The following is a 13260-nucleotide window of genomic DNA, read 5'->3' as shown; positions in this document are numbered from 1 at the left end:
TTTTCTAACGCCAGCTCAGCCTTATGTTTTCGGTCGTAAATAATTACAAAACCTATCCATATTACCAAAAGAGCCAAAATTAGCATCAATTCTTTTTCGTGAACGCCTTTTACAAAGAAATTGTTTAGCGAATGCACGCCGGCAACCGCAATAAGCGAACTGGTTTTAGAATATATCTTGCCGATTCCCCAGCTTCCGAAGAAAATAATCCCCAGGAAAATCATGTTTGAAGTGGTTAAATCAATATTTAAATGCCATAAAAACCAAAGAACCGCAATAATTGCTGTTGCATATAATGTTGGGAGTCCTTTTAACTGTTCCTGCAGAAAACCTCTCCAGCCAATTTCCTCCAAAAGTCCGTACACTAAAACTGTAAAGGCAAACACGATTGGAAACTTACCATATATAAAATAGTATAATGTTGTAATAGAAAGTGCCGGAAGCAGCCAGAAAACAACAAAAGGCAAAATTATATTCGAATATATTCCTTTTAAGGAAAGCGGATTGTTTAAAGAAAATAATTTTATCGCTGCAAATGCGCCCAAAGCCGGACCAACACCACGAATTAAAATAAATACATAATCATGTACAATTCCGGTAAATAAATTTGTTTTAACTGCTATAAATCTGCAGGCAATGGCAATGATATAAAAAACTGCAATAGCCCCGTAATTAATTTTAATTTTCATAAGTTATCTATTTGATTAGGTTGAGACAAACTTATAAATAGCAAATAAGAATAAAATTGACTTTGGGTAAGAAATCATTTTTCGGTAATTCTTTTTCGAATACGGCTCAAACTTTCTGCAGTTAGTCCAAGATATGATGCAATTACTTTTAAAGGAGTGCGTTGAAATATTTCGGGTCTGAATTCTATAAGTTTTAAATAACGATCCTGAGGCGTAAGGGTTAAAAGATCAATCTGCTGCTGCTGTTTTTGTATATACAGCATTTCCGAAACTGCTTTTCCTACTCTTAACCCCGCTTCAGACCGGCTGTAAAGCTCCGTAAGGTCAAGATGATGAATCGACCATAAAGTAATGTCCTCTAAAGCTTCAACCTTAATAACAGAAGGTTTTTGATTTAGAAAAGACAAATAATCGCTTATAAAAGACCTTTCGTAAAGCAGATTAATACAAATATCCCGGCTCCCGTCCCACACAAATAATCCCGCCGAACCTTTAATGATAATATTAAGGTATTTTTCTATATGCTCATATTCCTTTATAATTTCAGACTTTTTGAACGTTCTTATTTCAATTTTTTCTGAAAAAGCATCCCAGATATTTGTATCTGAAGCATAATAGGAATCAAAAATCTTTTTTACATCTTCTGGGGAAGGATTTTGGGGCATAATTATGGAAATTGGTGGTTTTATGGAAAGCAAATTACGAAACTAATTTTAAGAAATATATGAATATTAAAAAAGCCCGTAATTTTTCTTCACAGGCTTTTAAATTTAAATCGTTAATTATAGATGTAATCTCCAATTTCTCGAACAACTACCCATTTTCCATTTTCTTTTTTCATAATAATAACTTGTGAAGATCCGCTACTATCAAAATATACTTTTGCATAATAAAACATAATATATCTTTTATTCATGTAATACATGGGTTCAGATAGAATTATCATTTCATTTATCCTACTGTTTATATATTTTCTTAAAAAAGATTCTTTTAAAGTTAAACCTGTTCCATTTTCGAGAATGAAATTATAAGCAGGAAAATCCTCTTTTTTCCAATACCTTTTAACAGTATCATTTGCATATTCTTGATATATTTTTTTCCAATATTCCTCTATAAACAAACCATCTGTAGGGTCAGTAGGATCTGTTGAATCAATTATATGCTCAGCTCCTTGTCCTCCATTAAAAATTCGTAAAGCTTGTTTATTTAATTCCTTATCACTCTGCAAAATGTATGCTTTATTCTTGTCCAAATTTTGTGTATCTAAAAATACGTTTATTGGCTCATAGCTTTCAAGATATTGAGCACTTGCACATGACAAAATGAAAAATGGAATTATTAAAACTATTTTTTTTAACCGTTTCATTATACAAATAAGATTATAAAAAAAGCCTGTATTTTTTTCTTTACAAGCCTCTTTTTAATAGTTAATTATAAACATAATCTCCAACTATTTTAACAACGATCCACTTGTTGTTTTCTTTTTTCATAATGACAACTTGAGACTTTCCGCTGCTATCAAAATGTATTTTTCCATAATAAAACATAATATACTTTTTATCCATGTAATACATTGGTTCTGACATAATTATAACATCATCTATTCTACTGTTCATGTACTTTCTTAAAAAAGACTCTTTTAATGTTAAACCTGTTCCTTTTTCTAAGATAAATTTATATTTAGGAAAATCTTCCTTTTTCCAATACCTTTTAACAGTATCATGTGCATATTCTTGATACATTTCTTTCCAATACTTTTCTACAAATAAGCCATCTGTGTAATCTATTGGATTTCTTGGATCTACTATATGTTCAGGTCCTTCATCTCCATTAAAAATTCTTAAGGCCAGTTTATTTGATTCCTTATCACTTTGTAGAATGTACTTTGTGGGGCCATTAAGATTTTGTGTATCTAAAAATACGTTTATTGGCTCATAGCTTTCAAGATATTGAGCACTTGCACATGATAAAATGAAAAATGGAATTATTAAGACTATTTTTTTTATGTGTTTCATGATATTTATTTTTTACAAGGTGTTCCTATTGGAGTATTTACGCCATATTGAGAGCCTAATCTTTCTGCATTAATTCTTGCAATAATTCTCTCTCTATCTTTATAGTTTTTATGATTGGGATCATCTGGATAAGTTTTATTAAATATGTATGTATCCTGTAATCCCCCCCAGGCCATATCGAGATAAACCTGTTTGGGAAAACCCGAGCTAACGGGCTGACCTGTATGAAATTCTTCTATTGTCGAGGCTATTGCATTAACATAATTTTCGGCAATTAATTCATGATGCGTTTCAGGAAGCATTCTTGGATTTTTAGTGATTTCGTACTGGATATAAGCCTCATATACTGTTGGAAAATCACATAATCCTGCGCATCCGCCAGATTTATACTCTTCCAACTGGCTGATCATATAGGCATGGATAATCTCATGTGTCATAGTAGTCGCAACAGATAAATCTGTTGGCGGGTTAATATTATCATTGCCATAAATATAATTGTCGCTGAAAACCATATTTACATCCGTACTTGATCCTGAAACCTTGGTCGTTTCTGCAAGATTAATAGATCTACTTACCGCCCCTGTTGACATATTAAGGTTAAAAGCAGCTCCTCCAGAATTAAAACGATCTATCATTGCTTTAATATCATTTTGGTTTAAATTTTTAAGTTTTTCTAAAACCGCTTTAGTGCATGCATCTAATTTGTCTCCATTAATATGCTCCACAATTATCTCGCTTACCGTTTTAGGCACATTACCACCTGAACTCGATCCACCGCCACCGCCGCCTCCATAAGCTCTTGGATCATCTTCTGAAGGACCGCCACCTCCGCCATAACAAGCGACTTCGTACAAAGGTGTAAAACTTCCGTCTCCATTCCAATATCCATAATAAAGACAGGCCTGTTCTCTCATTTTGGCTGTTAAAGAAGATGTTCTCCTGCTGCCATTTCTAAATTCAAGTCTGTTTCCTGTTTTTGTGGACAATTCCTGAACATAGATTTCACCATCAAAATTATCTTTAATATTGTAATAATTATAGTGAGCATCTAATATATCATAATTTTTGTCATTAGAAAAAATCTGAACGTAGAAAAGTTTAAATTCTTCGTTTTTATCTTTTACAAACATTAATCGATGATGGTCATTAAAAACATCGGCTTCTTTATTGGTGGTGCTCAAATTATCTGTAAGAGTAAAGGGCACTTCGATAACTTCTCCAATTTCTCCATTAGAAACAATGCTGTTTTCCCACTGCATTTCGTTTACAAACTTTAAAACTGTTTCAGAATAATTTGATTTATTATTATCAAACCAATCTTTTGCTTTGGCAGATGCTTTTGCATCCTCGCTGCCAATTTCTTCTGTTGCACAATTCGTCGTTATTAAAATAAGACTAAAAAACAAAAAAACTTTAGTAATTGTAATTTTTTTCATGGCGTTTATAAATTATACGTAATGCGAACATACATTTAAAAATCAAAATAAAAAAAGAAAAAACTTACAATTTTTAAATTTTAACAATACTAATAGAATTTTTTTACTCTATTTTCAACCAAAAAAACAATAATCCTTAAACTTTTAGTGTATAATATGAAATTATAAATTTTATAGAATAGAGTAACTATTATATAAATAAAATCTAAAAACTTTGTTGCATTATTTTTTTTCAGATTTTAAAAAAAAATTAAGACCTGCTTACTTTTCAAAGTAGTATATTTGGCGCACAATATATAAGCCCGTCTAAACAAAAAAACAAATTGTAATCCTCGAATTTCTCGATGAAAAATACCAAGTTCACCTGTATACTTTTATTATTCCTGCTTTTCTTTATAAGAAGCACGGAGTCGTATAAATATCACTATGAACCAGAATCTATTGAAAGCCAGTCTGCTTATATTCCCGAGGAGATACCTCAATTTTCCTCTACTGACCTTCACAACAAAGAAATCCAGATTCAATATGTTGTAAAAAAGAAACTTAAAATCCGTGCTACAACTTTAGACAGCAGTACTTTAAGACCTCCTTATTACAGCAATTTAATAAAATTTAAGCTTTACAAAAGAAGCTTAATTTATGGTATAGCTTCCATATACCAAATTCAGCGTCATACTTATCTTCATTTGTATCAATTGTTCTAGTTCTAGAATAACGTCAACCTCTTGGGCGTAATTATTTTAACTCATAGAAACATAGATTTAACACTCTCAAAAAAGGCGTTTCAGTTATTTAAACACACAAAGACTACTTGTGTTAGAAACTTGTTTCTTTTTATATTCTTTTATACACATTAAACCTATGTTTCTATGTGTTAAATGATTTTTTAGTAATTACACACATCGGGTTAACGCTGGTATTTTTATAAAATGCGGTTTTTCGGCCGCAGTATCTGTTTGTGTACCTAACCATACACAAGAAGAATATTTCTATTTTGTAAAAATATCAACCCTGCACGAAACGGTCTGAACAGATTGTATTCGAGGCACTTCACATTTTTTTCTAAACCCAATTACAAACTCCCTATAGCTCTTATAAGGGAGAGAATCTATTTATTTATATAATACCAAATTAATCATGAACATTAAAAACAATTCATTTTTCATTGTCGTTTTATCGCTGTTCGTTTTAGTCTCGTGCGGAGATAAGACCCAAAAAAAATCAGATAAAATAAAAACACTTCCCGTGTATAAGGTAACTTTAAAAGATACTATCGTTTCCAACCGATTTGTTGCCGATGTACACGCCAAAAATAATGTCGAAATCCATGTTCGTATTCCCGGACTTTTAGATAAAGTATATGTAAGCGAAGGCCAAAAAGTAAAAAAAGGCCAGCTTTTATTTAAAATAAGCGATGTAGAGCTTCAAATACAACTCTTAAAAGCCGAAGCCGTTTACAAAAGCAGTATGGCCGACTTAAGAATTGCAACCGTTGAGCTGGAACAAGCCCAAACCCTTTTCAATAAAAAAGTAATTGCCGATAAGGAATTGGAATTATCTAAGGCAAAACATGATGCGGCTTCCGCCAAAGTAGCTCACGCTTCCGCGGAAAGAAAAGCCATCAATCAGCAGATTAATTTTACCACAATCAGAGCGCCTTTTGACGGTACAATTGACAGAATTCCGTTTAAAGAAGGAAGTCTGGTCGAAAACGGATCACTGCTTACAACACTTTCGCAGCTTGATGATGTTTATGCCTATTTCTCCATTCCTGAAAATACATATTTTCAGATGATGGAAGACAAAACCCTTAATACACAAGGAGATATCAAACTCGTATTACCAAATGGAATGGTTTACGGACAAAAAGGCGAACTAAGAACTGCCGATGGAGAAATCGACAGGCAGACTGGTTCTATTCAGTACAAAGCAAAATTTCATAATCCGCAGGGATTTATCAAGCACGGAACTTCAGGGAAACTGATTATTTCAGAACCCAAAACCGATGCGATTATCATTCCGCAAAAAGCAGTTTTTTCTATTCAGGATAAGCAATTTGTATTTCTGGTGGGCAAAGAGGGCATTGTAAAAATGACCAACATAACCATTGGAAGCACTCTCGATGATGTATACATTCTAAACAAAGGTTTAAAAAACAACGATTTAATTGTTCAGGAAGGCATTCAGTCTTTACGCGACGGCGATAAAATCAACATTAAAGAAACCCAAAACGTAAACCTGTAATTAGTATACATATTTAAAAGATTTCACAATGATAGAAATGTTTATCAAAAGAAAAATATTATCATTAATCATCTCGGTTATGATAGTACTTTTAGGATTACTGGCTTTGTTTCAGCTTCCTATCACCCAGTTTCCGGATATTGTACCGCCTTCTGTAACGGTTACAGCAAAATATACGGGAGCCAATGCCGAGGTTTCTGCCAATGCCGTCGCACTTCCGTTAGAACGTGCCATCAATGGTGTTCCCGGAATGACGTATATGTCTACGGTAACTTCTAACGACGGTTTAACGCTCATTCAGGTTTTCTTTGAAGTAGGAACCGATCCTGATTTAGCGGCCGTAAACGTGCAAAACCGTGTCACAACCATACTCGATGAACTTCCAGAAGAAGTAATTCGTGCCGGAGTTACAACAGAAAAAGAGGTAAACAGTATGCTGATGTACCTGAATATTACCAGTACCGATAAAACTCAGGACGAGCAGTTTATCTTCAACTTTACTGATATTAATATTCTTCAGGAATTAAAACGTATTGATGGTGTGGGCCGTGCTGAAATTATGGGTCAGAAAGAATATTCGATGCGTGTCTGGCTGGATCCGCAAAAAATGCTTTCGTATAATATTTCGGCAAATGAAGTCATCAATTCTCTTCAAAAACAAAATATTTCTGCCGCTCCCGGAAAAGTGGGCGAAGGATCCGGACAGCTGGACAATCAGCTGCAATATGTAATTAAATATGGAGGAAAATTCTTTGAACCGAAACAATATGAAGAAATTCCTCTGAGAGCCAATCCGGATGGAACAATTTTAAGATTAAAAGATATTTCGAACATTGAATTTGGTTCGATGAGTTACGGAATGGTTTCTAAAACCGACGGAAAACCTTCGGCATCCATTATGTTGAAACAGCGTCCGGGTTCGAATGCTTCTGAAGTTATTGCCAGTGTAAAAGAAAAAATGGCAGAACTAAAAGGCACTTCTTTTCCTCCGGGAATGGATTACAACATTGCCTATGACGTTTCTCGTTTCCTTGATGCCTCTATCGATGAAGTTTTAAAAACTCTTATCGAAGCTTTTATCCTTGTTGCATTTGTGGTTTTCATCTTCCTGCAGGACTGGCGTTCAACTTTAATTCCGGTATTGGCCGTTCCCGTGGCCTTAATTGGTTCGTTTACTTTTATGTCGATGATGGGATTCTCCATCAACCTGTTAACGCTTTTCGCTTTGGTTCTTTCTATCGGAATTGTGGTAGATAACGCTATTGTCGTCGTCGAGGCCGTTCACGTAAAAATTTCTGAAGAACACATGGAACCTCTGCCCGCCACGATCAGCGCCATGAAAGAAATTACCGGAGCCGTAATTGCCATTACCATTGTTATGGCGGCCGTATTTATTCCCGTTGCTTTTCTGAGTGGTCCGGTTGGGGTTTTCTACAGGCAGTTCTCGTTAACGATGGCGATTAGTATTGTCATTTCCGGAATCAATGCGCTTACACTTACTCCCGCTTTATGTGCGATTATGCTGAAAGCACATGACCCAAATAAAAAGAAAACCTCTTTATTGGATCGTTTTTTCTCGAGATTCAATAATTGGTTTGATAATGTCACTTCAAAATATATCAAAGTCTTGGTGAAATTTGCCGATCGTACATCGATTACGGTTGGTTTATTGGTTTTATTCTGCTTATTTACATGGGGAACAAGCAAGTTTTTACCTTCTGGGTTTATTCCGTCTGAAGATCAGGGAATGGTGTATGTAAACGTGACCACACCGCAGGGAGCAACAGTAGAACGTACCGAAAAAGCATTAGATGAAGTAACGCGTCTTGCCAAAGAAATTAATGGCGTTGACAATGTAACGACACTGGCCGGATACAGCATTGTTACCGAAATCGCCGGAGCTTCGTACGGAATGGGAATGATCAATTTAAAGGATTGGAAGGAACGTGATATCTCTGTAAATGAATTTATCGCCAAACTAACCGAAAAAACAAGAGGTATTGCTGATGCACAAATCGAAATTTTTGCACCGCCAACCGTTCCCGGATTTGGTAATACCAGTGGTTTTGAGCTTCGTTTGCTAGATAAATCAGGCGGAACTATTAATAATACCGATGAAGTAACCAAGAACTTTATTAAAGAACTGAATGCTTCTCCTGAAATACAAAACTCTTTTACCAGTTTTGATGCTACTTTCCCACAGTATTTAGTTCATATTGATTATGATCTGGCAGCTAAAAAAGGAATTTCTGTAGACAATGCCATGGCTACTTTACAGACTATGTTAGGTTCATTTTATGCAACCAACTTTATTCGATTTTCTCAAATGTATAAAGTAATGGTTCAGGCAAGTCCGCAGTTTAGAAAAAATCCGGAAAGCATTCTGGATATGTATTTGAAAAATGACGCAGGCGAAATGGTTCCGTTTTCGACTTTTATAAAACTGGAACGCGTTTACGGACCAGAAGTTTTAACGCGATACAATATGTATATGTCGGCGATGATAAACGGGGAACCTGCAGAAGGTTACAGTTCCGGAGATGCCATTGCTGCCGTAGAAAAAATCGCTGCCGAGAAACTTCCAAGCCGTTTTGAACTCGAATGGTCGGGTATGACGCGCGAGGAAATCCTCTCCGGAAACCAAACCATTTACATTTTTGCGTTATGTATTTTGTTTGTCTATTTACTGCTTGCTGCGCAGTATGAAAGTTTACTGCTTCCATTTCCGGTATTATTGAGTCTGCCTGTAGGAGTTTTTGGTTCTTACCTGGCCCTCTTAATGGTTGGTTTAGACAACAATATTTATGCTCAGGTGGCGCTCGTCATGCTGATTGGTCTGCTCGCCAAAAATGCCATCCTGATTGTAGAGTTTGCAATGGCTCAAAACAAATTAGGACGGGACATTACCGAAGCCGCTATTGAAGGCGCCAGACTTCGTTTCAGGCCTATCCTTATGACCTCATTTGCTTTTATTTCAGGATTGATTCCGTTGTGTATTGCAACTGGTGCTGGTGCTGTAGGAAACCGTTCAATTGGTACTACAGCTGCGGGCGGAATGCTTATTGGAACTATTTTCGGACTGGTAATCATTCCGGGGCTTTACATCCTGTTTGCCAAATTAGAAAAAGCAATGAATAAAAATTAAAACATGAAACAACAAATAAATCGATACATAATCTGCGGCGGTATAGTACTTCTTACCGCCTGCTCCGCTCCTAAAATCAATGATAATCTGGCGGCAAAACAACTGCCTGAAAATTTTGACTTAAAAAGAAAAAAAGCAGCTGATAGTCTGCAAAACTTTATTCCGTTAAAAACAGAAACCTATTTCAAAGACGAGAAGCTTGAAAAACTTTTAAAGAAAGCCATAGCGCAAAATCCTGATTATTTAATTATGCAGGAACGAATTTTAATTGCCAACTCTCATTTAAAAGCAGCAAAACTGGCCTTACTCCCGTCTTTAGATCTTGTTGCAGATGCTTCCGGAACACATTACGGAAAATATACCATGGACGGTGTTGGGAACTTTGATACCAATTTTTCACAGAATATTAATGAGAAGCAAAGGATAAACGAAAATGTTTCTCCTAACCTCTTCTTAGGCGGAAAAGTTTCCTGGGAAGCCGATATCTGGGGAAAACTGAGCAATCGTAAAAAAGCCGCTCGTGAACGATTCTTTGCTTCTCAGGAAGGAATGCGTTTACTGCAAACCAGATTATTAAGCGATATCGCTGATCTGTATTATAAACTCATCGCTTTAGATAAACAGGCAGAGATTTACAAAAAGAACCTAAAAACACAACAAAAAGCGCTTGATATTGTTTCGGCACAACGATCTGTGGGTAAAGCTACAGAATTGGCTGTTCAGCAGTTTAATGCACAGAACAACAATATTTTGGCCGAAGCCGAACAGCTTAACTTAAGTATTGACCAAACCGAAAAAGCCTTATTAAATCTTTTAGGTGAATACGGTGGAAAAATCGAAAGAAGCACTGACTTTTTATCGGGACATTTGGCTGTTTTAAATCAAAAAATAAGTGTTGATTCGATTATTCATAAAAGACCGGACGTATCAGAAGCTTATCACGAACTTCGTGCCTCAAACGCCGATGCTAAAGCAGCACGTGCCGCCTTTTTCCCGACTTTAAATTTGGGAGGTTATGCTGGTTTTAATTCGTTTTCTTTCTCTACTTTTTTTGATAACGGATCGTTTGCCTGGCAGTTACTCGGCGGTTTAACGGCTCCGGTTTTTAATAAAGGACAAATTAAACAGGAATTTTTTGTTTCGAATAAAAGACAGCAGATTTCGTTGCTGCAATACCAAAATACAATTACAACAGCGTATAACGAATTGAGTGCCTTGTTGCACAGAACCGAATCTTTTGTTGATGTTTTGAAATACAAATCAAAAGAAATCGAACATCTGGAAATCGCCGTTAACGTTTCAAATGATTTGTATTTGAGCGGTTATGCCAATTATCTGGAAATTATTAATGCCCAGAAAAACAAGCTGCAGGCCGAATTGGACTTTGTTGACATTCAGTTAAAAAATGCAGAGTCGCAGGTTTTATTGTACAAAGCTTTAGGAGGAGGAATAAACTAATCTTGAGGTTACTAATTGGTCGTAAACTTTAAATTAGTACTTAAAAACTGCAGTTTAAAAGGCTGTCTGAAATTTATTCAGGCAGCTTTTTTTTGCATAGTCTGAGCAGACCAACTTTTATTCTGCCACAGATTAGGGGATTAAAATGATTTGAAAAATGCGTAGATAAAACTCTCGCAGATTTTACAGATTATTCTTTGTCAACTTTATCAAAAAATCTGCTCAATCTGCCAGATCTGCGAGAGAAAAAAATCTTATTCGTTATCCTCTCCAATCTAGCATCCCATCATCCGCAGATTCGTTTATATTCAATTTCAAAATGCTGCCATAAGCAACAGCAGCTTTATGAACCTGAACACTCCAGTCTTCGGCTGCATTATCGTCTGCCCCATCTGATATGTATTTTAAACACAAAAACGGAATATTTTCTTTCATAGCAATCATAGCCAACGCGTAAGATTCCATATCCACAACATCGTAAATCGTTTCAGAATGCTGCATTTCAAAGCTGTCGCCCGTACCGCAGATTCCTAAAGGCAGACCATCCATTTCTAAACCATATTCTAAAACTGGAGGCAAACCAGACAAAGGCGTTTCGTATAAAGCAAAACCCAATCCTCTGACGTCCATATCTCTTTGAACAAATTTGGTACAGCAAACCACATCACCTTTCTTAAAATGAGTACTTCCCGCTGAACCTAGATTGACAATTATCGAAGGTTTTTTTAATTGTATGGCTTTGGTTAATTCGTAGGCGGCATTGACTTTTCCAATTCCGGTAATAAGTGCTGTATGATCTTTAAAAACTTCTGCTGCTTCAGAAGCTAAGGCAAAAGTAAAAAGAACCTCGTTGAACGGATAGGCATGCTTTTCGTTTATTTTTATCATAAAATGTACTCTGTATTTTTGAGGTTACAAATATCGGGTATTTTAATACATTAAAGTATTTGCTCATTAAAAATCAATCCAGACTAAAGTGTAAATAAAAAAGTCTTCTAAAATTAAATTTAAAAGACTCTTTTTTCTGTTAGCAATTTTCTTTAAAATCAGGTATTTTGCTTCAATATGCTTACAATTTGCTGAAAGATTTCGTTTGCTTCATTTTCTAAATAACTAGTCGCAGTGTTAATTAGTGAATCAACATTTGACTGCGATATATTATCCATTTTTGACTGTTCTCTTGTTATGGAAGGTTCTAATCTAAAATAAGTAAGGCCTCCAGCCTGCATTCCTGATAATTGCTGGCTCGATACCAGCTGCACCGATTCTGTAATGATATTGACAATAGCACCACGCTCGTTTTCTGTTCCAGATAAATCATCTAAATCACTGGCCAGCCATGGAATATAACCCCAATTTCCATAATCAGGATCAGGAAGCCCCTGATGATTGGTAACTAATCCTGCGCCGCTTGGATAAGAACCTGTACCTAAAGATATCAGAATTATATCATCTAATGAAGAAGCCAAACCTGTTCTAAAGGCTTCACTCACTGCCCAAACAGCAGGATTATTAGACATTACTCCTCCATCAAGAGCCCATCTTTCATTAGCACCAGAATTTGGAGCACCACCACCGCCTAATTTCGCAACCGGAAAATAGGTTGGCGCTGCACTTGTAGCTCTTGCCGCTTCCCAAACCTGATAATCGTCTGCCTGTGAGCTTTTAGCATCATACCAATTAAACAAGTAAGGACCATAATCTTGTCCCTTAATTGGATTCGGGACACTATTACCGCTGCTGTTGATAGTATAACTGGTTGTAAAAACATGACTTGTCCTGCTGTTTTGAAGGGTTTGCATATTTAGTCGGGCATCATTTAAAGTAGAAGCACCAAATTTATTCTGTAAAAAGGGTTCAACGCCATTCCCGTTTCCATCATTTGCATAATAAAGCGGATAATAATCGTCTGGTATAATACCTTGCTGAGAGACAAAAATCTGAGATCCGTCGGTTGTGTAAATACTGTAGATTTCATCTGCTGTTAAAGGTGTTCCGTTGCTTACAGGAGAAGATAAAGCTGTGGCAATAATGCCTCCTGTAGACGTTCCGCCTATCATATCAAACATTTCATAACATGATTTATTCAGGGCTGCTTCTATTTGGGTAAGAAAATAAGAAGGTATAATTCCTTTTATACCGCCGCCATCAACTGTCAAAATAATAATTTTACTCATAATTCTTGATTTAGTAGTTTGTATTGGGTCTTTGTAGCAGTAGTAAATTTATTTATCCTAATTGATGCTTATAATTTAAATGTCATCTAATAGCTT

The 13260-nt window shown here is 35.7% G+C and carries 11 protein-coding genes; 4 read left to right on the top strand and 7 right to left on the bottom strand.

The annotated features are described in order from the left end of the window. The 5 genes from BKM63_RS15935 to BKM63_RS15915 form a co-directional block, all read right to left on the bottom strand. The coding region (locus BKM63_RS15935; protein WP_071637567.1) for a CPBP family intramembrane glutamic endopeptidase at positions 1 to 689 on the bottom strand (689 nt) is incomplete at its 3' end. Between the two features lie 74 nt (positions 690 to 763). Continuing rightward, on the bottom strand, positions 764 to 1354 hold the full coding sequence (locus BKM63_RS15930; protein WP_083572254.1) for a Crp/Fnr family transcriptional regulator: 591 nt from the start codon (positions 1352 to 1354) through the stop codon (positions 764 to 766). Positions 1355 to 1467: 113 nt separating this feature from the next. Further along, positions 1468 to 2055 carry a hypothetical protein gene (locus BKM63_RS15925; RefSeq protein WP_071637566.1) on the bottom strand — a complete coding sequence of 196 codons (588 nt, stop codon included), beginning with the start codon at positions 2053 to 2055 and terminating at the stop codon, positions 1468 to 1470. A gap of 61 nt (positions 2056 to 2116) precedes the next feature. After that, positions 2117 to 2704: a hypothetical protein gene (locus BKM63_RS15920; protein WP_071637565.1), complete on the bottom strand. Its 588-nt coding sequence runs from the start codon at positions 2702 to 2704 to the stop codon at positions 2117 to 2119. A gap of 5 nt (positions 2705 to 2709) precedes the next feature. Further along, positions 2710 to 4140 carry a hypothetical protein gene (locus BKM63_RS15915; protein ID WP_071637564.1) on the bottom strand — a complete coding sequence of 477 codons (1431 nt, stop codon included), beginning with the start codon at positions 4138 to 4140 and terminating at the stop codon, positions 2710 to 2712. A gap of 344 nt (positions 4141 to 4484) precedes the next feature. On the opposite strand from BKM63_RS15915, the gene BKM63_RS15910 reads away from it, so the two are divergent. The 4 genes from BKM63_RS15910 to BKM63_RS23450 all read left to right on the top strand — a co-directional run bounded on the left by BKM63_RS15910 (position 4485) and on the right by BKM63_RS23450 (position 10987). Next, positions 4485 to 4844, top strand: a complete 360-nt coding sequence (locus BKM63_RS15910) for a hypothetical protein (RefSeq protein WP_071637563.1) — start codon at positions 4485 to 4487, stop codon at positions 4842 to 4844. 433 nt (positions 4845 to 5277) lie between these two features. Further along, entirely contained in the window at positions 5278 to 6384 is a 1107-nt protein-coding gene (locus BKM63_RS15905) for an efflux RND transporter periplasmic adaptor subunit (protein WP_071637562.1), read from the top strand. A gap of 28 nt (positions 6385 to 6412) precedes the next feature. Next, positions 6413 to 9529 (top strand): efflux RND transporter permease subunit, encoded by a 3117-nt coding sequence (locus tag BKM63_RS15900; protein WP_083572253.1) that lies wholly within the window; start codon positions 6413 to 6415, stop codon positions 9527 to 9529. Positions 9530 to 9532: 3 nt separating this feature from the next. After that, positions 9533 to 10987 carry a TolC family protein gene (locus BKM63_RS23450; RefSeq protein WP_083572252.1) on the top strand — a complete coding sequence of 485 codons (1455 nt, stop codon included), beginning with the start codon at positions 9533 to 9535 and terminating at the stop codon, positions 10985 to 10987. A gap of 261 nt (positions 10988 to 11248) precedes the next feature. Here the strand turns inward: BKM63_RS23450 and BKM63_RS15895 are convergent, their stop codons facing one another. Together BKM63_RS15895 and BKM63_RS15890 are read right to left on the bottom strand one after the other, a co-directional pair. Further along, positions 11249 to 11875: a 5'-methylthioadenosine/S-adenosylhomocysteine nucleosidase gene (locus tag BKM63_RS15895; protein ID WP_071637561.1), complete on the bottom strand. Its 627-nt coding sequence runs from the start codon at positions 11873 to 11875 to the stop codon at positions 11249 to 11251. Positions 11876 to 12033: 158 nt separating this feature from the next. Beyond that, the gene (locus BKM63_RS15890; RefSeq protein ID WP_071637560.1) at positions 12034 to 13164 is read right to left on the bottom strand and encodes a patatin-like phospholipase family protein; all 1131 of its coding nucleotides are present in this window, start codon (positions 13162 to 13164) and stop codon (positions 12034 to 12036) included. Between the last annotated feature and the right edge of the window lie 96 nt (positions 13165 to 13260).

The organism is Flavobacterium johnsoniae (genome assembly GCF_001879205.1).
Taxonomy (GTDB): Bacteria; Bacteroidota; Bacteroidia; order Flavobacteriales; family Flavobacteriaceae; genus Flavobacterium; species Flavobacterium johnsoniae_A.
This window is presented reverse-complemented; position numbering and strand designations above follow the sequence as displayed.